This is a genomic window from Planococcus sp. RAB007_Raresut, assembly GCF_057369535.1.
The window spans coordinates 672928-694711 of sequence record NZ_JBXYIF010000001.1; the positions used below are offsets into that span (position 1 = coordinate 672928).

A 21784-nucleotide genomic window follows, 5' to 3' on the forward strand; every position below is an offset into this window, starting at 1 on the left:
AGAAAAGCGACAGCGAGAGTTGGCCCATCTACCGGGCCCAACTCTTACGACGAAGCAGCGCAGCGATGCAGGAGCATCGGGTATAAAACAGTATACTCATCAGAGTGGCCTATGACCCGAAGAGCTGGGCCGCTGGAGTCTGGACAAAGAAAAGCGACAACAAAAAGAAGCGCAGGCCGCCACGGCCTACGCTTCTTTTTTTGTTATCTTCAATTGATTGTCTTCATCCATTTCCAAATACATTGTCGTATGCGGCATAACATCACCTTTGATCAATTCGCGGGCTATTTTTGTTTCGATTTCACGCTGGATAAAGCGTTTCAGCGGTCTTGCCCCGAAAAGAGGATCCGTTCCCGCTTCCAGCACATAATTGATGACTGAGTCATCCGCTTCCAATGTAATTTCCTGTTGCTGCAAACGATCAGCCAATTCATTGATCATTTTCTTGGCGATGTGGTAGAAGTGGCGGTTGTCCAGTGCATGGAAAATGACGATATCGTCGATTCTGTTTAATAGCTCCGGTTTAAAATGCTTGCGCAATTCCGCCATGACAATGTCTTCTATATCATGTTCAGTATCTTTTGCCTGGATGTGGGCAGAACCGATATTGGATGTCATGATGACAACCGTATTAGAAAAGTTTACAAGACGGCCATGGCTGTCTGTAATGCGCCCGTCATCCAAAATCTGCAGCAGGATATTTGCTACGTCAGGATGCGCTTTTTCGATTTCGTCCAGCAAAACAACCGAATACGGATTTCTTCTGACCGCTTCCGTCAATTGCCCGCCTTCCTCATATCCGATATATCCGGGAGGAGCTCCGACCAAACGGGATACGCTGTGCTTCTCCATATACTCCGACATATCAATCCGGATAAAATGGTCTTCCGAATCAAACAGGTTTGCAGCCAGTGATTTGGCGAGTTCAGTCTTACCGACTCCTGTGGGGCCAAGGAAAATAAATGAACCAATCGGTTTTCTTTCATCTTTTATTCCTGCGCGGGCACGCCAGACCGCCTCGGTCACAAGCGCAACTGCCTTATCTTGCCCGATGACTCTTTCTTTAAGCGTTTCATCAAGCCGCAGCAGTTTCTCCCGCTCCCCTTCCACAAGTTTCGTTACCGGGATGCCAGTCCATCGTGCAACGATGCCTGCAATTTCTTCTTCCGTCACTTCTTCACGAAGAAGACGTTCTGCTCCGCCTCTTTTCAGTTCATCCTCTAAAGTAGCCAGTGCCTTTTCAAGTTCCGGAATTCGCCCATGTTGCAATTCGGCGGCTTTGCTGTAATCACCTTTGTTCTCTGCTTCTTCAAGCTGCCGGCGGTTTACATCAAGCTGCTCCCGTTTCTCCTGAATTTTTTTCAGCGATTCTTTTTCTTCGTTCCATTGATTTTTCATGCCTGATGAAGAATCCTTCAATTCCTTGATTTCTTCACGCAGAGTTTCCAGACGAGTTTTGCTCGCTGCATCTTTTTCTTTCATCAAAGCCTGCTCTTCGATTTCCAATTGCATCAGCCGGCGTGTAACTTGATCCAGTTCCTGCGGCATTGAATCGATTTCCGTACGGATCATGGCACATGCTTCATCGATTAAATCGATCGCTTTATCCGGCAGGAAACGTTCTGTGATATATCTGTCGGACATGGCAGCCGCGGCAACAATCGCACGGTCATGGATTCGCACGGCGTGATGCAATTCAAATCGTTCTTTTAATCCGCGCAAAATTGAGACGGTGTCTTCGACAGACGGTTCACGCACAAGAACCTGCTGGAAACGTCTTTCAAGAGCCGGATCTTTTTCAATATGCATGCGGTATTCATCAAGCGTAGTTGCGCCGATACAGTATAGTTCCCCGCGGGCAAGCATCGGCTTCAGCATATTGCCTGCATCCATTGCGCCTTCCGTTTTGCCGGCTCCGACGATTGTATGGATTTCATCAATAAATAAAATGATCTGCCCTTCACTGTCTTTGACTTGTTTCAGCACCGCTTTCAAGCGCTCCTCAAACTCCCCGCGATATTTGGCCCCCGCGATCAACGCGCTCATATCGAGTTCATAAATTACGCGGTCTTTAAGGCCTTCAGGGACGTCATTGCGGACAATCCGCTGTGCCAGCCCTTCGACGATTGCCGTTTTACCTACTCCTGGTTCACCGATCAGTACTGGATTGTTTTTTGTTTTACGAGACAGTATTCGGATAACATTGCGAATTTCTTCGTCACGGCCGATGACCGGATCCGCTTTCCCGGACTGTGCTTGTTCCACCATATTTCGTCCATATTGCTCCAAAGGCGATTTCTGCTCTTCATTGTTAGGTACGAATTGAACCATAATAATCCTCCTCTATAAACTTTGACCTTCTTTGACTAATTTAATTATAGAAAAGATTTTCTGATCGCGCAACTTTCAGCTCTTCAAAAAAAAACCTTTTCGGAATCAAAATTCCGAAAAGGTTTCTTTACTGCTTATCTTACGCCAAGCGCCATTTTAGCGTATCTTGACATATGCTCTTTGCCCCATACCGGCTGCCAGACGATTTTTACATCGACTTCTTCCACTTCCGGCAATTCATACAAAGCTTGTTTGACCATTTGAACAATTTGAGGTCCCATTGGACAACCCATTGAAGTTAAAGTCATTGTAACCACTGCAAATCCGTCTTCAGATAACTCAACGTCATATACAAGGCCCAAGTTTACGATATCAACTCCCAATTCGGGGTCAATAACTGTCTCGAGTGCTCCCATCATGCTGTCTTTCATCTCTTGATCCATGACAATCCCTCCTTTTTCTATTAAACCCATCTTAACAAATATCAGGATAGAATGAAATCGACAAGCTTATACATTTATATGTTCGGCCAGCCATTCAGTTGCAGCAAGCATCCCCGGACGGCTGACGGCGTGCCCGGTTTCCTTTTCGCGAAGAAACTGCAGCCTCTCCTCAGCTTCTCCATAACTCAGTTTCAATTTTTTATAGAAATCATAAGTCGGTCCGAACGGTACGATGATGTCCTGCTCACCGTGCCAGAAGAATAATGGCCGCTTATTATAAGTCTCTATTTTTTTCGTGCCATCGAATTGCCCCAGCGTCTTGAGCATATTGGCGCGTTCATCTTCGGTAATCGGCAAAGTGAAACCACGCGATTCAAACTGCGTCATTTGTGCATTTGCCAGCTCGACATAGTTTGCTGCGCCCATCATGACAGCGGCCGCAGGTATCCAAGGGTATACTGTCAATGCCCCGAGAGTGGTGATTCCACCCATTGAAGTGCCCCCTATAGCAGGTTCGCCTTTCACTAGATGCTTTTCTTTCGCCATTTTATGTATTTTCCCTACCTCTTCGATGGATGTCAGGACGATTTCCCAGAATCTCAGACTCAATTGGATTGCATCCTGGCCTTCTTCTCTTTCCCCATGAAGATGTGCATCAGGCAATAAAACACGGATGCCTTTGTCCGCCAGCTGGTAAGCATAATGGAGATTATGTTCTTTTGCGCTCATATGGCCATGCAAAAAAATGACCGTAGGAAGTTCATTCCCTGCAGCGTCATCCGGTGAGACGTGCAGCAATGGGATGCCTTCCCAAACTTCTTTGATAATTTTCACTTGCTGCTTACCCCCTTTTCTTCTAATCCTACCAATATTCGCCTCTTTTTTCATATGATATGTACCGACAAGATAATTAATTGAATGCATTGAACTCAAGATTTTTTGACTAACCCTTCTTATTATCGCTAAACTGTATATATATAGAAAGGAGCCGTTTTACATGAAACAGCATTTGATCGTTCTCGACCTGGACGGAACTTTACTGACAGATCAAAAAGTCATATCCGAAAAAACGAAAAAAACATTGGCAAAAGCGATGGAGCAGGGCCATCAGGTGATGATTGCTACCGGCCGCCCTTATCGTTCGAGTGAGCCTTATTATAAAGAATTGGGCTTGAAAACCCCAATTGTCAATTTTAATGGTGCATTTGTTCATCACCCGGTTGATAACAGCTGGGGAAGATTCCACACACCAATTGGTTTGGAAACAGTACACGAAGTTGTGGAATCGATGCATAATTATAATTTCCATAATATCGTCGCCGAAGTTTTGGATGATGTGTATGTCCATCATCACGACGAAAAGCTGATGGATATCTTCAAGTTCGGAGACCCATCCATCACCACAGGAGATTTGCGCAATTACTTGAAAGTCGATCCCACATCGATGCTGATCCATGCGCCTTATGAAAAAGTCGGTGAGATTCATGACCATTTGAATCAGGTGCATGCTGAAGTTATTGACCATAGGAGATGGGGTGCTCCGTGGCATGTTATCGAAATCGTGAAAAGCGGCCTCAGCAAAGCGGTCGGCCTTGACCAAGTCTCCAAATCGCTTGGCATTGCAAAAGAGAACATCATTGCTTTCGGCGATGAAGACAATGATTTGGAGATGATTGACTTTGCTGGAGTCGGAGTAGCCATGGGTAATGCCATTTCGCCATTAAAAAATATAGCCAATGAAATCACTTTAAGCAATAATGAAGATGGAATAGCAGAATTATTGATTGACCGCTTAAATTTGAAATAAGAAATGGGGGATTGGAATGAGATTATTCGCAGACAGCGCATCAGATTTACCTAAAGAGTTTTTTGAAAAAGAAAACGTGGAATTGTTTCCGTTACGCGTGCATATCGGCAATGAAGAGTTCGAAGATATCCGGACCATCCATTCGCTGAAAGTTTTTGACGCAATCCGTAATGATATACGCCCGAAAACATCACAGGTTTCACCGGATGAAATGCTTAATGCCTTTGAACAATTGGCGAAAGACGGCGAAGAAGGATTTTATATCGCCTTTTCTTCCGAACTGTCAGGGACTTACGGAACGGCGATGATGGCTTCCGAGCAAGTTCGTGAAGAATATCCGGATTTGAAACTCACAGTACTGGATTCAAAACTGGCTTCACTTGGATACGGAATGCTCGTTAAAGAAGCCGTTAAACTTCGTTCACAAGGGCATCCTTTGAAAGAAATCATTGAACGCGTCCGTTTTATGGCTGAACATACAGAGTCACTGTTCACGGTCGAAGACTTGGACTACATGGCAAAAGGCGGCAGGATTTCAAAAGGCAGCGCTTTTGTCGGCGGTCTATTGAACATCAAACCACTGCTTCACGTGGAAAATGGCAAACTGGTGCCGATCGAAAAATTGCGCGGCCGGAAAAAAGTCATTAAACGGATCGTGGAATTAATGGAAGAACGCGGTGAGCAGCTCGAAAAACAAATCATCTCGATTAGCCACGGAGACGATGAAGAATTCGCCAACTTGATGAAAGAAGCGATTGAAGAGCAATTTCATCCTAAAAACGTTGAAATATATATGATTGGTTCAGTTATCGCAGCCCATACAGGACCAGGAACTCTTGCGGTATTCTTTCAAAACAAATTAAATTCCTAAGAGGTGTCCTAAAATGGAAAAAATCCTTATCGTCGGGGCTGTTGGCGGCGGCGCTACAGCTGCAGGCCAATTGCGCTTTTATAACAAAGATTCGGTGATTAAGATTTATGATCGTGATTCGACCATGTCATATGCTGCTTGCGGAACACCTTATGCAATTGGGGAAGTCATAGAAGATGAAGAATCACTCTTAATGGCCGATCCGCAGCAATTCAAGGAAAAGCGAAATATCGAAGTCCATTTGAAACATGAAGTGACAGCAATCGACCGTGACAATAAAAGCATAAGTGTAAAAGATCTGGAAACCGGAGATGAGTTCCAGGAAAGCTACGATAAACTGATACTCTCACCCGGAGGAACTGCAATTCTGCCGGACATCAAAGGCAGTGGAACAACAGATATCTTCACTCTGCGCAGTTATAACGATATGCTCGACATCAAACAGTATATTGAATCGCATAAACCGCAGAGCTGCACTATTTCAGGCGGCGGCTTTATCGGCCTTGAGATGGCTGAAAATCTTAAGGAGCTTGGTATTGATGTTCATCTGGTCCATAAGTCAGACTATATCATGTCCATTCTGGATGAAGACATTTCCAGGGAAATTGAAAAGGAATTATTGTTGAATGAAATTCACTTGCAGACCAATGCTTATATCACGCAAATAGATGATCGTTCACAAACCCTGTCAAATGGGAATGTCCTCGATACGGATTTTATTATCATGAGCGTAGGGCTTGCGCCTAATGTCAGCCTGGCTAAAGCTGCTGGACTGGAAATCGGGACTACGGGCGGCATTGTCACCAATGAATATATGCAGACCAATGACCCGGCTATCTATGCAATCGGAGACGCGTCAGAGAATTTTGATATGGTTACCGGAGAACCAAAACGCGTGCCGCTTGCCTGGCCTGCGCATCGGCAAGCCTATATCACCGCAAAACATATCAACGGCGAACCAATTGCTAAAAAAGGTCTTCTTGGGACTTCGATTGTTAAAGTTTTCAGCTTAACAGCCGCAATGACGGGGTTGAACGAAAATAAATTACGGGAATTGGAAATTCCTTCAGTCTCACTGATCCATAACGGCAATTCAAACGCCGGCTATTATCCTGACCATGGTAAATTGAAACTGAAAATCCATTACGATCCAAACACCAGAGAAATCTTTGGCGCCCAGTGCCTGGGAACGAAAGGCGTGGATAAACGCATCGATGTCATTGCGACAGCGATGTATGCAGGGCTTACCATTGATGACCTCCAAGCACTTGAACTCTGCTATGCCCCTCCCTACTCATCACCGAAAGATCCGGTGAATATGGCTGGTTATAAAGCAGACAAATAAAATATGAAAAAACGGCACAGAAAATTACTTTCTGTGCCGTTTTTCTATATCTTTTTTAATTATTGCCCTGTTTTTCATTCGCTGTTTTGGCCGCTTCATCTGCTTTCCGCTGGCGTCCTTTTTTCCAGACTACCCAAAGGAAAATCATAAAGACTACGTAAAGAACGATCAAAGCTGCTATATAGGCTTTATTGAATCCGCGTTCGTCGATGACATGGAAAGTCTCGGCGATTTCACGATCCAATGTTATTTTATAATCGCCATTCGCTTCCTGGCGAACTATATCATTCTCGAATAGGCCTTGGAGCTGTTTATCACTGCCTATTTCCTCTACAGACAGCGAGAAGTTCCTTGTGCTTGAGGAGTTATTGATGGCAATAATCCAAGTTTCCTCATCATTTGATCTTTTGTAGATCAACCAGCCATCTTCTTCATGAAGAACTTCAAATTCCCCAGTCCGCAATGCTTCTGAAGAATTGCGCAAGGAATTCAAGTTATTGATATGATCAATCAGTTCCTGTTCGACCCCCATATTCAACAATTGGTGGGATTCTGGCAATGCTTCACCGTTCATCGCTATCTCCGAACCATATTGGACTACTGGAATTCCGGGCATTGTCATTAATTGTGTAAATAATAACCTCATGCGCGTCGGCGGGAACCCTTGAGCCTCCACGATGTCAGATGTAACACGCGAGCTGCGGAGTGAATCAGCCTGAATCAATTTGCCTTCGGCATTTTCCATCAACTCAGGCAAAGCAGCTGTATCCTGGTCAAAGTTCTTATAGGTATTACGCAGGGTTTCTTCGACCCCAGGCAATACAACCGCATCGAGTCCTTCAAGCGGCTGCATTTCAGCATCGCCGATCAGATAAATATTTCGGATTTCTTTGATTTCTTCTGAAAAACGCTTAATGAAACCCGGATCCAAGTTTTCTGTTTCCTGTAGCCTTAAGCCGTCTATTTCATATTGCTGAATAAAACCGCTGGCAAATTCTATTAAAGCATCTTGTGCTTCGGTGTTAGCAGTATCCAACGCAAAAGTGCCATCTTCATTTTCTGTAAACCATTCTGGATTTTCATTTAGCCAGAAGTGCTCGCTGCTGACCCGTTGAGTCGGAATATCGATCATCAATTTCATATCGTTTTCATGGACCGTTTCCAGTAGATCCATAAAATCCTCTTCCGTTCCAAAATGCCTTTCAAACTGGCTGTAGTCAATCACTTCTTTGCCATCATATGTAGCAGAAGCAAATACCGACCCTATCGACAGGACAGTAAAGCCCATCTCTTTAATGTGCAGAATTTCACTTGCCAGCCCCGCAAAATCTCCACCGTTAAATGCGGAAGGGTCTGTCGCAATTACATCAAAATCGTTTGCAAGCTGCTTATTGAAATACCGGTCAACCAGTACATCGTAAATACTTTCATCTTCTAATTCTCTTGTTTCATCAGCTGATGCGGGAGCCGCTATGCTCAGTAACAGCATCATGCTCAAGATACCGGAAATCCATTTTGCTTTCAATCCTATGTCCTCCTTCAATGAGGGTTTATTGCATGCCACTCGGTCTATTTTAACAAACTCACGTCCCCCCTGCTATTTAAAGATGAATGAAACCGTCGTACCGGTTGGAAGTTTCGTCTAAACTGTGAATGCGGAAGAAAAATTCATACAAAAAAAACGGATGCCTAGAGGACATCCGTTTTTTGTATTAAGCTAAGAATCTGAAACCCATTGGTAATTTGAAGCCGTAGAACATCGTTACCAGTAGGAATACAGCGAACAGGATCCAGAACAACGTCACGGACTTCCCTTTCTTGCCGCGTACCAATACCATTTCCATCATACCGATGGTCAATAGGCCGAACAAGAACTTCAGTCCGTATTGCATAGCATCGAAAGATGAATGGGCAATGAACAATGCCAGCCCTGTAATGATGATCAGAATGTAGAACAAGCGCAGAACCATGTGGACAATCTTGCGTCCTTTGCTTTCAGGGGCCATGAACGCCGCTATTACGAACAGCAGAATTGCGATAACCCAAGTCGTGATGTGCAAATGAGTAGTGTCAGTTAAAAAATCCAATTCGTCACCTCTTTTGATATAGTTCTCCTATAGTCTACCATAATTTACCCTGTTGGCAGCAAGGAGGTGCTATGACAAATGTGTGACGAGTGTTCCGATCGATTCGATTGAAATCTTTACTGTATCTCCGGCTTTCAGGAATTTCGGTGGATTGAAGCCTTTACCGACACCAGCTGGCGTACCAGTCAAGATGACATCCCCTGGCTCAAGCGGTGTGTATTTAGAGATTTCCGAAATCAGATCATCGACTCTGCGGATCATATCTTTCGTATTGCCATTTTGGCGAATTTCTTCATTGACTTTTGTGACAATCGACAGATTCTGCGATTGTGGTATTTCATCTTTTGTTACGATATAAGGTCCCATTGGACAGGATTTAACCAGACTTTTGCCCAGGAAATACTGCTGATGCTTCGATTGAAGATCTCGGGCTGTCAGGTCGTTGGCAATCGTATAACCGAAGACGTGGTCATAAGCCATCTGTTTCGGAATGGAACTGCCTCCTTTTCCGATTATTACAGCAAGCTCCCCTTCATAATCATAGGAATCCGTTAAGTTGCTATGGACAGGAACTGTGTCATGATCACCGGTAATGGCTGCAGGGGATTTGGTAAAGACGACCAGATCCACCGGCGCCTCTCCACCCATCTCTTTAGCATGTTCCGAATAATTTCTGCCTACGCATAATACATTTTTCGGTGTACGCGGTACAGGCGCCAGCCATTCGATATCTGAAAAAGAGTGTTTGAAATCAGCAGGATTTTCCGAATGGGCTGCAGCGTCCGCCAACTTGCGAATTTGCTCAACAAATTCTACTCCCTGTGATAATCCTTCAATCAGCTGTGCCGGAAAAGACGGAAGAACCCCTAGTTCATTCTGGATTTTTAAAACGTCCCAAACGGCTTCTTCTTTTTTCACTTTTGGTCCAAATGCTTCTTTTCCTTCATAGCGAAATGATAACAGCTTCATTTAGTAAACACTCCTTTTCTTTGGTTCCATTAATTATACACATTAATTATTCGATTTGTTGCTTTTTTCAAAATTTAATCCATACGTAACCTTTCGCCAGAGCATTTCCAGCGGTCCCTGGCTGAATTTAGTCAGCCAAATTTCGGAGAAGATCAATTGCACCGCGAAAATTCCGAGCGCCATCAGTGTCCCAGTCAAAAGGCTGACCTGTCCGTAAAGGCCCAATCCATACGAATAAAAGATAGTCGTCGCGATAATTGATTGTGTGATATAAGTCGTCAGCGACATCCTGCCCACCTTAGAAAATGGGCGGAGCATCTTCCGGATGCTGCCGCTTTGTGCAAGGAGCGCTATAATCGCCGCATACCCCACAGCGAGCAAAGGCCCTCCGAAAATCTCCTGTAAATATGTCAATGCAATATTCGGTTCGAAAATATAAGGTGTCAGTTTCAGCAGCAATCCTATCAATATCCCCCCTGCTGCAAGGGCAATCCACGTTTTCTTTAATTCTTTAGTGCGTTCGATCAGCCGCCATTTGGCTGCAGCCGCGCCGACCATCGTAAACGGCAGAATCGTAACAATCAAAATGATGTAGTTCAACGGATTATTGCCATACATCCAGTCATCAAAACGCTGACGGAAAATTTCCGCAAACGTTCCTCCACCATATGCAGCCATTGAGTTCTGCACTTCCTGGATACCAACATAAAAACTCGAATCCAGTGCTACGGCAGCAAACATCATGACGAGCAATAAAGTCTGAGGAATCACATAAATGATAACACCCAGAGACAGCAGCCATTTCGACTCCAGCCGGATCATGCCAATCAGCAAAAAGCCCATAATCGCGTATGTAATCAGGATATCCCCATACCAAATCAGAAAGGCGTGCAGAATCCCAAAAACCAGCAATACCGCAAGTCTTTTAGCCGCCATCGGTGCAAATGCTTTATTCCTTGCTTCCGCCCTCAAAAATTGCATGCCCAATCCATATCCAAAAAGCATAGCGAATAATGGATAGAAACTAGCCTGGATAAATACATCAAGAAAGGAAAACGTCGCTGTATCTCCAGGAGCGTCAAACCATGTATACGGGTCTATATAATAAAGCGGTGAATGAAACGCCAGCATATTGATAAGAAGAATGCCAAGCAAGGCAAATCCTCTCATCAAATCAATCGCTTCCACCCGTTCATCCAACGCCACCGGTTGTAATCTCACAAAAATCCCCCTAAATTTTTAACTCTTTTTCAGCTGAAAACAGATACAGCAATTTTTCTTTTATCGGTACTTTCAAAATCGCTTCCACAGCTTCGGTATAAACCGTCAATTGTACTTCGTAGCGGGCAGACATTTCCGACTGAATGTCTTCAATTTGATATAGCCGGTCCGTTTTATAATCCAGCAGCACCCAGCCATCTTCTTCTTCAAAAAGGCAGTCGACAATCCCCTGGATAATCTGGTAATCCCCTTCTGCGTCTTCCTTTGCATAGGTAAAGGGGACTTCCCGTTTAACTTGCTTCGCTTCCATTAAGCGGCGGGCAGTTTCACTTGAGTAAAACGCTGCTATTTCACGCACTCTTATAGCTTTGCCTTCTTCAGGAGACAGAATTTCCATCCCGACCAGCGTTTCAACCTGTTCCGTGATTTCAGCTGCGGACAATTTTTTATCCAACGGAATGTGCTGCATCAGTGAATGGACTGCTGTCCCGATATCGGATGCAGCCAGGCGTTTTTCCTGCAGAAAATCAGGACGGTCATGAAGTGTCCGCTTGGAAGGTCCAATACTTTGGATAAAAGATTCCGGTTCATCGAGCCGCTGCAGCATTTGCAGGCGCTTCATTTCGGAGACAGATTGTTTGGAACGCTTCTCGACAGATTGCTGATGCGGATAGTGAAAATCAAACCTGTTTTTAATTTCACCTTCAAGATCCTTCATCTCGCCTTCCATAGGCGCCAATTCCTCAAAAATCAACGGTGCTGGCAGCAATGACTGGCTCTCAACCAGTTCAACCCGGAACTTCGAATGATGCGGAAGGAGGATGCCTGAGCGATTCATCAATTCTTCGGCATCCGGATGGCGCGCAATCGCTGGGCCTATCCAATCCAGATAGCCCTTGGCCCGCGAACGGACGAAATCAGGCAATCTGACATCAGGTGCCGCCGTTTTCCAGCGTTCGAAAAGAGATTCGGGATCTTTCACGGAAGCTGTCAAGAACAGCCTCTCTTTAGCCCGTGTCATCGCCACATATAATACTCTCATTTCTTCCGCTTTCATCTGCAATTGTTTTCTTTCTTTAACGGCAAGAAACGGCAATGATGTATATTCGACACGCGTCTTCGGATTCACCGCTTTGACGGCTAATCCATAATCCTGGTCGAACATATAAGATTTCCGGAAATCCATTTCATTGAAGGATCTTCCTGTTCCCGCGAAAAAGACGACCGGGAATTCAAGACCCTTCGATTTATGGACCGTCATCAGCCGGACCACGTTTTCTTTTTCACTGAGTGATCTGGCAGTTCCGAGATCATCGCCGCGTTCACGCATCCGGTCGATGAAACGCAGGAAACGGAACAGGCCGCGGAACGATGTTTTCTCATATTCCAAAGCCCTGTCATGAAGTGCCCGTAGATTGGCCTGACGCTGCTTGCCGTTCGACATGGAACCGACCATCTCGTAATAATTGGTATCCAGATAAACTTGCCAGATCAATTCCGCAAGAGAGCCGCGGCGTGCGAGATTCCGCCAGTCTTCCAATTGCAGCATAAAGCGCTGCAATTTTTCCGCTGCTTCCCTGTCGATGCCGGTGCCATTTCGGATGAACGTTTTTACCGCCTCATAGAAAGTCGCCTGAGGAGCAGCCAGCCGGATTTCAGCAAGCTCGTTTTCGCGCAGGCCGATAAATGGCGCACGCAAAACGGAAACAAGCGGCACATCCTGATACGGATTGTCGATGACCCGAAGTGTATTCATCATGATCATCACTTCCAAAGCATCGAAATAGCCACCCGCCAGTTCCGTATATAAAGGAATCCCTGCCTTTTTAAACTCATCATCAAAATCACCTGACCAGGTCATTGAACGCATAAGCACTACAATATCACGATATTCAAGCAGACGTTTTTCATTGGTCCATGGGTCATGCACAAACGTATCCTGCTCCATCAATTCACGTATTTTCGCGGCAATGAATCTTGCTTCCCATTGGGATTTCGCCAGATCTTCCGATTCCTCAGCTTCTTCTTCCATCTCCGGTTCATGGATCAACGCCAGTTCAATCGGTGTTTCATTGTCAGGATAAGGTGCTTTATGTTTTAATGCGGCGGCTTCATCATATTCGATTTCACCGACACGTTCTCCCATTATCTGAGAGAAAATATAATTGGTGCCGTCAAGAATCTCTTTTCGGCTGCGGAAATTGGCATTAAGATCGATGCTCATGCCTGTCCCATCCGCATCTTTAGTGAATCGGCCATATTTCCCCAGAAACAGCATCGGTTCAGCCAGGCGGAATCTGTAAATCGACTGTTTTACATCCCCCACCATAAATAGATTGCCGTCTTGTTCACCGCCTGATTTCACCAGACCCAATATCGTTTCCTGCAGCATGTTCGTATCCTGATATTCATCCACCAGAATTTCTTTGAAGCGGCTTCGGTAATCTTTGGCAATAGCGGAAGGTTCCCCTTCTTCACTTAAGATTTCAAGTGCATAATGCTCCAGATCCGAAAAATCCACGATTGCACGGTCCACTTTAAGCGCCTTATATTGTTCAGCGAAACGGTTCGTCAAATCCACAAGTGTCTGCATCAAGGGAGCCATCTCGCGCATTTCATCCAATAATCTGGAGGGCTTACGAGTGAAATAAGCATCGGTTATGCCTTTAACGATTTTCTTTGCTTCATTGCGCAGCGCTTTTGCTTCATCCGCCAGTACAGGATCGCATGAATCCTTCTTGATGCTTCCTGCTTTTTGCCAGATGACGCGCTGTGAAAATTCATAAATATCGTTCCAGGAGCGGTCCAATGCGGCAATTGCCGACTTGATCAATTCTGAATCCATTTCAAAAGTATCGGCCAAAATTGCCGGTCCATCCGGCTGCTGAGCGACATCAATTCCATCTCTTGTCAGTTGCAGCGCTTCTTCAAAGGCATGGCGGATGGTCATTTTCAAATCACCGATAAACGGCAGCTCGTCGATTACCGCTTCATCCGGCACATCATAAAGCGCCGGAACTTGCTGCAGCCAATATTCAGGATTGGGATGAACACGCGAATAGTCATAGAGCTTACTGACCAGTACTTCCATCGCCTGATCGCTGCGGTCTGAGGTGAAACTGTCGGCTAGACGGTAAACTGCTTCCGCATTTTCACCCTCGTAAGCTGCTTCAAGAACAGCTTCGAGCACATCGTCACGCAGCAGCGCCGCCTCTGTATCCCCTGCAATCCGGAATCCCGGATCTATTTCAAGAAGATAAGCGTATTGTTTTACTACTGAGAGACAAAAAGAATGAAGTGTGGAAATCTGCGCTTTATTGATGAGACGCAATTGCTGCCTTAAGTGTTTGGATTCCGGATTATCAGTTACCGCTTTTTCCAGCGCCTTCGACATGCGGTGGCGCATTTCAGCTGCTGAGGCATTGGTGAACGTGACAACCAGCAGTTCATCGACTGAAATCGGCTCATTCTCATCCAGCACCTTTTCGATCATGCGGTTGATCAGAACCGCCGTTTTGCCAGAACCGGCAGCTGCCGAGACCAGCATATCCTGTCCTTTTGCCCATATGGCCTGCCATTGTTCATCGGTCCATGTGGCATCATTCGGTTTTGTCGGAATCATGTTCGCCAGTCTCCTTTCGAATCAATTCAACAGCCTTATCGGATGATAAAGAAGGCAATTTGCGGTAAGTTTGTTCCGGGTCTGATGGGTCGAATTGGCAAATCGACCGGTATGAACAAAATTGGCAAGGTGTATCATCTTTCACCTTATATGGTGTAATGGAAGTGACGCCGTCCAATATTCCGTTGCCTGCATCCTGATGTTTGCTTCGCACAAATCGGCGGATGACTTCCATATCATCTTTACTTACTGTACGCGACTGGGATTTTGAAATGCTGCCGTTCTTATTCATCCGCACCGGTATGATATTCGAATAGCCATCGATTTCATTGTCCATCGCTTTGATCACTTCTTCATCTTCAACGACCAGTCCGTTCATTTTGAACGACCGCGCCATTTCTTCTTCCACTTCTTCAGCTGTCATCAGCTTCGTCGATTTCAGCATCGGATTGTGCATATGGAAGTACAGCACTCCTGCCGGTTCAGCCTGTTCGCCAAGCCAGCGGTCGGAATGCGTCAAAGCGACATCCAGATACGTAAATGTCTGCAGCGCGATGCCGTGATAAACTTCACCAAGATCAAGTCCATGTTTGGAAGATTTATAATCGACCACCCGGATATAAGGCTTGCCATTGATATCAGTCGAATCAATGCGGTCAATTCGGCCCCGGATATTCATCTTGCGTCCTCTTCTCAGAGGAATGTCAAGTGGCGGAATCGTTTCTTTTGTACCAAATCCGACTTCCAATGCCACTGGCGTAAAACCGGTAACTTTCGCATGTTTGCTCAACATGAAAGCTGTCTGGCGGATGATCGCCTCCAGCTTATGCTGAATATAACGATAGCGGTGTGAACTGATCAGAATATGATTGACGAAGTAAGGCGATAATTGATCCATCGCCTGTTTTGCTAATTCCCGACAATCTTTATTGGTCAATGAAGACCAGGAAACATCCAGCCTGTTGACTTCATCTGAAATCCATTTTATCGCTGCATGGAACAGGTCTCCCATCGCAGGTGCCGCCAATTTATATTGGCTCCTCTCTTCGAGGCGCAGCCCATAGGCGGCAAAATGCGCATACGGGCATCCATAAAAAGTTTCAACTCGCGAGACACTTGAAGAAATGGGCGATCCGTATAAAGGTTCAGCAATTTCTTCCCGGAGCTGATCAGCTACATTCGGTTTCGCCGGTTCCATAATCCGTTCAACCACCGATGACCAAAACGGATCTTCCTGGTAATAAGAAAGGACCGCCTGCCATTCAGGCGTCAGGGAGCCACTGCGAATCTGTGAAGACAAATACGCCAGTGTGGCACGTGGATGCGAAATATAACTCAAATGGTCAGCTTGTTTAAGTTCCTCAGGATCTGCTACTGCCGGTGTCAGTTCCACGCCAAGCATATCCATGAACTTCTGGATATACATGGATGGCAGAAGCGCTTTTCCTTCTTCATCAGCTATCGGGTATGAAACCGTCAAAAAGTCGGAAGCCGATGTGAAGGCACGGTACGCCATGAATGTTTCATCCAAAAGCCTCGTTTTTGTACTTGGTGCGAGTTCAAAGCCGATTTTGGCAAACCATTCGCGGTCCGCGTCTGTCAGCAAACCTTCCTGTTCAATTCGCTTCGGCAAAACACCGTCGTTCACGCCAATGACAAAAACTGATTTGATATCCATCAGCCTTGCCAGATCGATTGTTGATACTGTAATTTCATCGAGTGAAGGCGGAATCCGTGAAAACTCCAAGGTTTCAAATCCTTCATCCAGAATTCTTACCGCGGAAGTTAGATCGAGTTCCTTGTCGCCGAACATCAGCACAAACTGATCCAGCACCCCGATCCATTGTTTCCATGCCTGCTCATGTTCCGCTGCTGCCAGCAATTTGTGCTCTGACTCTTCCCGCTCTTTTAAATCAAGTATTTTATCATAGACACCCATGTCTTCTACAAATACAAATAAAGCTTCTGCAATTTCCCTGCCAGTCGAACAGCTTTCCAATTGTTCTTTTAGCACCGAAAGCGGCTCACGGACCAAATCCCTTACCGCGTGAAGTTCCATCTGAAGCGCCAACTCATCATCGGTTTGGACTCCTGTATGAAATTCCAGTCCCCGGTATTTTTTATAGAACCAGCGTTTTTCATCAAACCACCGTTCTCCATAGATCCCATTGGCAATAACGAAATTCTCAAGAACGTCGCTTCGTTCCCGCCATTTCCCTACACTTCCCTGCGGAAAGAACAGATCGGTTTTAATAGCGCGGAAAACCGGCTCATAGGAATAATTCGATTGAACCGCTTCAAGTACCGAACGGCAGAATTCAATCAAGGGGTGGTGAAGCATCGATTTTTTCTGGCTGATGAAATAGGGTAATTCATATTGCGGGAAAATTGTATTGATCAGTTCATCATAAACTTCAGGCTGCCGGTATAGGACGGCAATATCTTTATAGCGCATGCCGCTTCGGATCTGTTCACGGATGGAACGGGCCATTGCATGAACTTCAGCTCGCCGATTGGCTGCTTCAATAAGATTGACATGCCCTTCTGTCTCCAATTTTTGAAGCGGGTAATCATCAAAATGCTGTTCAACATGTGTCAATTCCGCATTAGAGAAACGTTTTGGAGAAGGCAGATGCACCGCATTTTCTACTTGAAGGCCCTCTTTTTTTGCCTGATCGACCAATCGCCGTGCTGTACTGGCGGATTGGAAAAATAATGCCTGTTCATCATTCGCGTTTGCCGCTCCGTCCATAGGCAATGCAATCGTGACCGATTTTGCGTGTCTCATCAATTCAAAGATGATTTCATATTCACGAGCAGTAAATGTGACGAAGCCATCAATATAAATATCGGATTTCTTAACTTGATCAGAAAAACGGATTTTTTCGGACAATAAAGCCAGATGCCCTTCAGAGTCCACAAATACCGTGCCTAATCGGTTCTCAATCTCAGCTAAAATCAGTTCAAGATCAGAAGCTTTGTCCAATAGTGTCCGGGGCGCACCCGCTTCAGCCAGAGATGAGCAGATTTCCGTCAACTCGCCGCAATCGACACAGTACCTTGAAAACTCTTTGATCAGCTGCTCGATTTGGTCGGTAAATCCCCGTTTTCCTGCAGCGCGCCGGAACAACTGGAATTCATCACGATGTTCTTCGAGCAGGCTGCGGATCAGCATACGGTAGCCGAAGCTGTCCACTTCTTTCCGGCTGATTCCGCCTGCTTCCTGCAACACCCGCCAGGCAAGGCGTTTGAATGTCACAGCCTGTGCGCGGATCATCCCATTCATGCCATCAGCGGATGACAGGCGATACTCGGTTGAAAAGGACATTTGATCCGGTACTATGAAAAAAATCGGATCTCCATCCGCATTATCTTTTAAGGTCCCTACTATTTCATCCAGTATAAAAGAGGTTTTTCCGGAACCAGCACGTCCGTAGATAATTCTTAATGACATCTGAACATCCTTCCTTCCAGGAACATTTGTTCTCATCTTACTATATTCGGAACTTCTCAGCCAACTTCATGAAAATTTTGACTTACTGTTCTTTCGACCGGTTTTTAATCGCCGCTTGGCGAAAATCTTCTTCAACTTTCTTATTCAGCCGTTTTTCAATAATTTTCCCTACTATATAAAGAAGAATAATTATAATAACCACGATTATTGTTCTGACAGGATTATTGAATAATGCACGTATATCGTATCCAACGTATGTAATCATGAAGACCATAACCGTTTTGCCCGCAATCAAAGTCCATAAATAATAATGCTTGCTGATATTGGATAATCCAGCCACCAGATTCACCAGCGCCGATGGAGTGAATGGAAAACAGAGAAGCAGGAAAAGGGGGCCAAAACCATTACGCTCAACCCAAAGAATCAGCTTTTCGACTTTCTGGTGTTTGGTCATGAAATTCAAAAACTTGGCTCGCCCATATTTGCGGATTATCAGAAATACGCTATACGACCCTGCTACTGAGCCGGCCAATGATATTAAAAAGCCGAACAGGAGACCGTACGCGCCGGCATTTGCAAATACAAATACGAAAAGCGGAAGAAATGGAAGGAATGCTTCGATGAAAGGAAGCAGAAATCCGATAAACGGCCCGATAGAGCGATAGGATTCATATAAAGCTGTAATATTTTCCTGTGAAAAGAATTCCGACATATGCTCATTCCTTCTGCTTAAAATATTTTTAAATATCGGTTTTAAAATCCGATTATTTTTGTGTCCAGACTCCAGCGCCCAGCTCTTCGGGTCGCTTCGGCCTTGGCAGTTATGGCAAAAGCGCTGCATAATTTAGTGGTCATGAATGTTGCTCCTGCATCGCTGCGCTGCTTCGTCGCAAAGAGCGGTCCGAAAAATTTCGGCCCGGCTCTTCGCTTCCGCTTTTCTTGTGCTATGCTATTATAACTACTTTACACTCTTTGCCCGTATTTGGAAAAGAGAAATACTTTTAGATAAGGAGAGAGAAAGATGGAACAACGCGGATTTTCTGCGGGGCTAAAAGCTGGAGTCAGTATCGCCATCGGCTACTTTCCGGTGGCTTTGACATTTGGGCTATTAGCAAAGACTACGGGACTGTCACTTATGGAAGCGACAGCCATGAGTATTTTTGTTTTCGCCGGAGCAGCCCAATACATATCGTTGTCTCTGATCACAGCGGGAGTTGCACCTGCGGTGATTATTCTGAACACATTCATCGTGAATATCCGCCACTTTCTTATGACGGCTTCGCTCAATGAAAAGATGCAGCCAGATGCAAGGTGGAAGAAGGCGCTTTACGCATTTGGTATTACGGATGAATCTTTTTCTGTGCTGGCAATCCAAAAAGAAGATAATCTCCGGACATCCTTTGCCGCTGGAGTCATCGCCATTTCCTACGGCAGCTGGGTGGTATTTACCGCGCTTGGCCATCTGATTGGAGCCAATCTTCCGGAGTTTCTTCAAGCTGCCATGTCCATTGCACTTTACGCCATGTTCGTCGGGCTGCTGGTGCCTTCGATGCGGGGCAACCGAAAAGTCGTAAGTCTAGCTGCCATTGCCGCATTATTTAACTCTCTCTTCTTTTTTACCGGCTGGCTGTCTACAGGATGGGCAATCCTTGTCTCCACTTTAGCTTCCGCCATCATCATTGAGTTGATTGCTTCGAAAGGAGGTCGTTCGTAATGGGATCATGGATTTGGTGGACAATACTTGGCATGGCACTCGTTACATATATCCCACGGGCCATTCCGCTGACTTTTCTTGAAGGACGTGAGCTGCCACCTTCAATTCAGAACATTTTAAGAAATATTCCTTTCGCTGTTCTCGGAGCGCTGATTTTTCCGGCGATCTTTTTCATCCAGGAAAATATCTGGTTTGGTGTCATCGGAGCCGCAGCTGCCTTTGGCATCGCTTTACTTGGAGCCAATGTCATGATTGTTGTTCTGGGTTCAATCGCTGTTCTGGCTGTTTATAGCTTATTCTTATGAACAAGAAAAGCCGTCATTCATCTTCATGAATGTCGGCTTTTTTGCTGCGCTTGTACATATTTGTGGCATACCAGAACCCCGCAGTCAATGAAGCGGCGTTGACGATATAAAGAAACCATGTATTTGTATAACCGGCATAAACGGCGGCCGCAATCAGCGCTACCGTCAGAATCAGGCCGACAATATGATTGAATGTCACTCGGGTAAACAAGATGACGAGAAGCCCCGGAACCAGTAAGGATAGAAAAAATTTAGTTATCATTGACTCCATGGAATTATCTCCTCCGTTTCAAACCCCTGAAGCATGTGCCGCTATTCAAATTCAAACTACAATCAAACCAAGACGGTAATGGTCATGCCTGAAAATGACATGCTGTCTGAGGCGCATTTCTTTATTGTGATCAAGCACTTCAAGTCGGCAATGTGCGGCGTTGACCTGGATCGCTTCGTAAAGCTCAGCCTCATTCGTGACTGTCAGACCGTTTACTTTACGGATGATTTCCCCGCGAACAAGCCCCATTTTTTCTGCCGGAGAATCTGCGAGCACATCCACGATCATCACTCCCGTTGTTTGCGGCGCGACTGCGTGATTGCCTTTATTTTCATTCGTTAACGTGATGATTGATAGAACCGCACGGCCGACTGCACCTGCGAGCAACGCGACCAGCGCCATTGGTTCCCAGAGATAAGAGAACAGCGCCAGCATGATTACCAACAATCCAAGAATCCATATCCGGGAGCCTAGCTGAGGATATACATATGCCGGCAAAGTTCTGCGTGCTTTCCCCTGAAAACCGATTACTGCAGGAAATAATATAAATGAAAAGCTGCTGCTTCCGATTGTAAATTGCGGCCAATATGGCAGATAGGCATCCAGCAGATCACCCGGCACCACCAAAAGCAAAGGTATCAGCCACAACCGTTTTGATTTGTAGAAGACAGCTGTTCCTCCGCGCGACGTTTTTTCAAGTCTTGGCGAAGAAGCTTCCTCCCCTCGCCGCGCAACAAGGCGTCCTTCCAGAACAACCATCGCTCCGGTAATCAGGGCTACAGGCAACAGCCAATTCCATGCCACTGCGTATCCGCTGAAATCGAAAAGTCCAAAAGGAATCGTCCATCCATAATTCGCAAGGAGCCAACCGAGTCCAATTGCCCCCAATGCCAGATAGACGAATGAAGCCAGATAATAAATTCCGGAAATTACAACTGCGGCACTCACTAAACTTAATGCCACGAGCCATTCCAATGAAACTGTAAGCCCGATTGCCGAGAACAGGATTGACAAAACAAGGGCGTAAAGAATACCATCCTTAAGCAAATGGCCGAATTCCCTCCAACCCCAAACAATTCGGGTGCGGAACAGCTTCCTTTCCTTTTTGACCCTAAAATAACCAAGTAAAATTGCTGCAAGCAGCGCTATGTATAAAAGTGGATTGACAAAAAACCTGCCGATATCCATTAAAGCTTCCATGACCATCCTTGTTCACCATCCATTCACCGGCTATTGACGCATTATCTTCCATTGTACCAAAGAACCCCTGCATACTGTACTTCTTTTTGAGCCAAGCGTTGCCGAGGGTTTTTCGGCCGGCGCTTTGCGAAATAGCTAGCGAAG

Annotated in this window: 17 protein-coding genes; 5 read left to right on the forward strand and 12 right to left on the reverse strand. The window is 45.5% G+C overall.

Features of this window, described 5'->3' with window-relative positions:
• Window positions 1–186 precede the first annotated feature (186 nt).
• From AC2Q9J_RS03300 to AC2Q9J_RS03310, 3 genes are all read right to left on the reverse strand, one after another.
• Complete coding sequence (locus AC2Q9J_RS03300) at window positions 187–2331, reverse strand: ATP-dependent Clp protease ATP-binding subunit (protein ID WP_499037145.1); 2145 nt, start codon at window positions 2329–2331, stop codon at window positions 187–189.
• A 134-nt stretch (window positions 2332–2465) separates the two neighbouring features.
• A complete protein-coding gene (locus tag AC2Q9J_RS03305; protein WP_033540921.1) occupies window positions 2466–2774 on the reverse strand; it encodes a metal-sulfur cluster assembly factor in 309 nt (102 codons plus the stop codon).
• 66 nt (window positions 2775–2840) lie between these two features.
• Window positions 2841–3608 (reverse strand): serine aminopeptidase domain-containing protein, encoded by a 768-nt coding sequence (locus tag AC2Q9J_RS03310; RefSeq protein ID WP_499037146.1) that lies wholly within the window; start codon window positions 3606–3608, stop codon window positions 2841–2843.
• Window positions 3609–3771: 163 nt separating this feature from the next.
• Here AC2Q9J_RS03310 and AC2Q9J_RS03315 point away from each other — a divergent pair, with 163 nt between their 5' ends.
• From AC2Q9J_RS03315 to AC2Q9J_RS03325, 3 genes are read left to right on the forward strand one after another with little or no spacing between them, the layout of a single operon-like run.
• Window positions 3772–4581, forward strand: coding sequence for a Cof-type HAD-IIB family hydrolase (locus AC2Q9J_RS03315; protein WP_499037148.1), 810 nt, complete (start codon window positions 3772–3774; stop codon window positions 4579–4581).
• Window positions 4582–4597: 16 nt separating this feature from the next.
• Window positions 4598–5452, forward strand: coding sequence for a DegV family protein (locus AC2Q9J_RS03320; protein ID WP_499037149.1), 855 nt, complete (start codon window positions 4598–4600; stop codon window positions 5450–5452).
• Between the two features lie 13 nt (window positions 5453–5465).
• Window positions 5466–6797, forward strand: a complete 1332-nt coding sequence (locus AC2Q9J_RS03325) for a CoA-disulfide reductase (protein ID WP_499037150.1) — start codon at window positions 5466–5468, stop codon at window positions 6795–6797.
• Window positions 6798–6852: 55 nt separating this feature from the next.
• On the opposite strand, the gene AC2Q9J_RS03330 is transcribed toward AC2Q9J_RS03325, so the two are convergent.
• The 7 genes from AC2Q9J_RS03330 to AC2Q9J_RS03360 form a co-directional block, all read right to left on the reverse strand.
• The gene (locus AC2Q9J_RS03330) at window positions 6853–8322 is read right to left on the reverse strand and encodes an alpha-amylase family glycosyl hydrolase (RefSeq protein ID WP_499037152.1); all 1470 of its coding nucleotides are present in this window, start codon (window positions 8320–8322) and stop codon (window positions 6853–6855) included.
• A gap of 187 nt (window positions 8323–8509) precedes the next feature.
• On the reverse strand, window positions 8510–8884 hold the full coding sequence (locus AC2Q9J_RS03335; protein WP_499037154.1) for a YisL family protein: 375 nt from the start codon (window positions 8882–8884) through the stop codon (window positions 8510–8512).
• Window positions 8885–8953: 69 nt separating this feature from the next.
• Window positions 8954–9853, reverse strand: coding sequence for a fumarylacetoacetate hydrolase family protein (locus AC2Q9J_RS03340; protein WP_499037156.1), 900 nt, complete (start codon window positions 9851–9853; stop codon window positions 8954–8956).
• Window positions 9854–9895: 42 nt separating this feature from the next.
• Window positions 9896–11074, reverse strand: a complete 1179-nt coding sequence (locus tag AC2Q9J_RS03345) for a DUF418 domain-containing protein (RefSeq protein WP_499037158.1) — start codon at window positions 11072–11074, stop codon at window positions 9896–9898.
• A gap of 10 nt (window positions 11075–11084) precedes the next feature.
• The gene (gene addA, locus AC2Q9J_RS03350; RefSeq protein ID WP_499037160.1) at window positions 11085–14696 is read right to left on the reverse strand and encodes a helicase-exonuclease AddAB subunit AddA; all 3612 of its coding nucleotides are present in this window, start codon (window positions 14694–14696) and stop codon (window positions 11085–11087) included.
• The gene (addB, locus tag AC2Q9J_RS03355; protein WP_499037162.1) at window positions 14674–18150 is read right to left on the reverse strand and encodes a helicase-exonuclease AddAB subunit AddB; all 3477 of its coding nucleotides are present in this window, start codon (window positions 18148–18150) and stop codon (window positions 14674–14676) included. The genes addA and addB overlap by 23 nt, the downstream gene beginning before the upstream one ends.
• A gap of 82 nt (window positions 18151–18232) precedes the next feature.
• On the reverse strand, window positions 18233–18862 hold the full coding sequence (locus tag AC2Q9J_RS03360; RefSeq protein ID WP_499037164.1) for a TVP38/TMEM64 family protein: 630 nt from the start codon (window positions 18860–18862) through the stop codon (window positions 18233–18235).
• A gap of 309 nt (window positions 18863–19171) precedes the next feature.
• Here AC2Q9J_RS03360 and AC2Q9J_RS03365 point away from each other — a divergent pair, with 309 nt between their 5' ends.
• The gene (locus AC2Q9J_RS03365; RefSeq protein WP_499037166.1) at window positions 19172–19864 is read left to right on the forward strand and encodes an AzlC family ABC transporter permease; all 693 of its coding nucleotides are present in this window, start codon (window positions 19172–19174) and stop codon (window positions 19862–19864) included.
• Entirely contained in the window at window positions 19864–20169 is a 306-nt protein-coding gene (locus tag AC2Q9J_RS03370) for an AzlD domain-containing protein (protein WP_499037168.1), read from the forward strand. Before AC2Q9J_RS03365 ends, AC2Q9J_RS03370 begins: the two co-directional genes overlap by 1 nt.
• Before the next feature lie 13 nt (window positions 20170–20182).
• Here AC2Q9J_RS03370 and AC2Q9J_RS03375 read toward each other — a convergent pair whose 3' ends face one another.
• Both AC2Q9J_RS03375 and AC2Q9J_RS03380 read right to left on the reverse strand, forming a co-directional pair.
• The gene (locus AC2Q9J_RS03375) at window positions 20183–20440 is read right to left on the reverse strand and encodes a CsbA family protein (RefSeq protein ID WP_499037170.1); all 258 of its coding nucleotides are present in this window, start codon (window positions 20438–20440) and stop codon (window positions 20183–20185) included.
• Window positions 20441–20491: 51 nt separating this feature from the next.
• On the reverse strand, window positions 20492–21646 hold the full coding sequence (locus tag AC2Q9J_RS03380; RefSeq protein ID WP_499037171.1) for a PDZ domain-containing protein: 1155 nt from the start codon (window positions 21644–21646) through the stop codon (window positions 20492–20494).
• Between the last annotated feature and the right edge of the window lie 138 nt (window positions 21647–21784).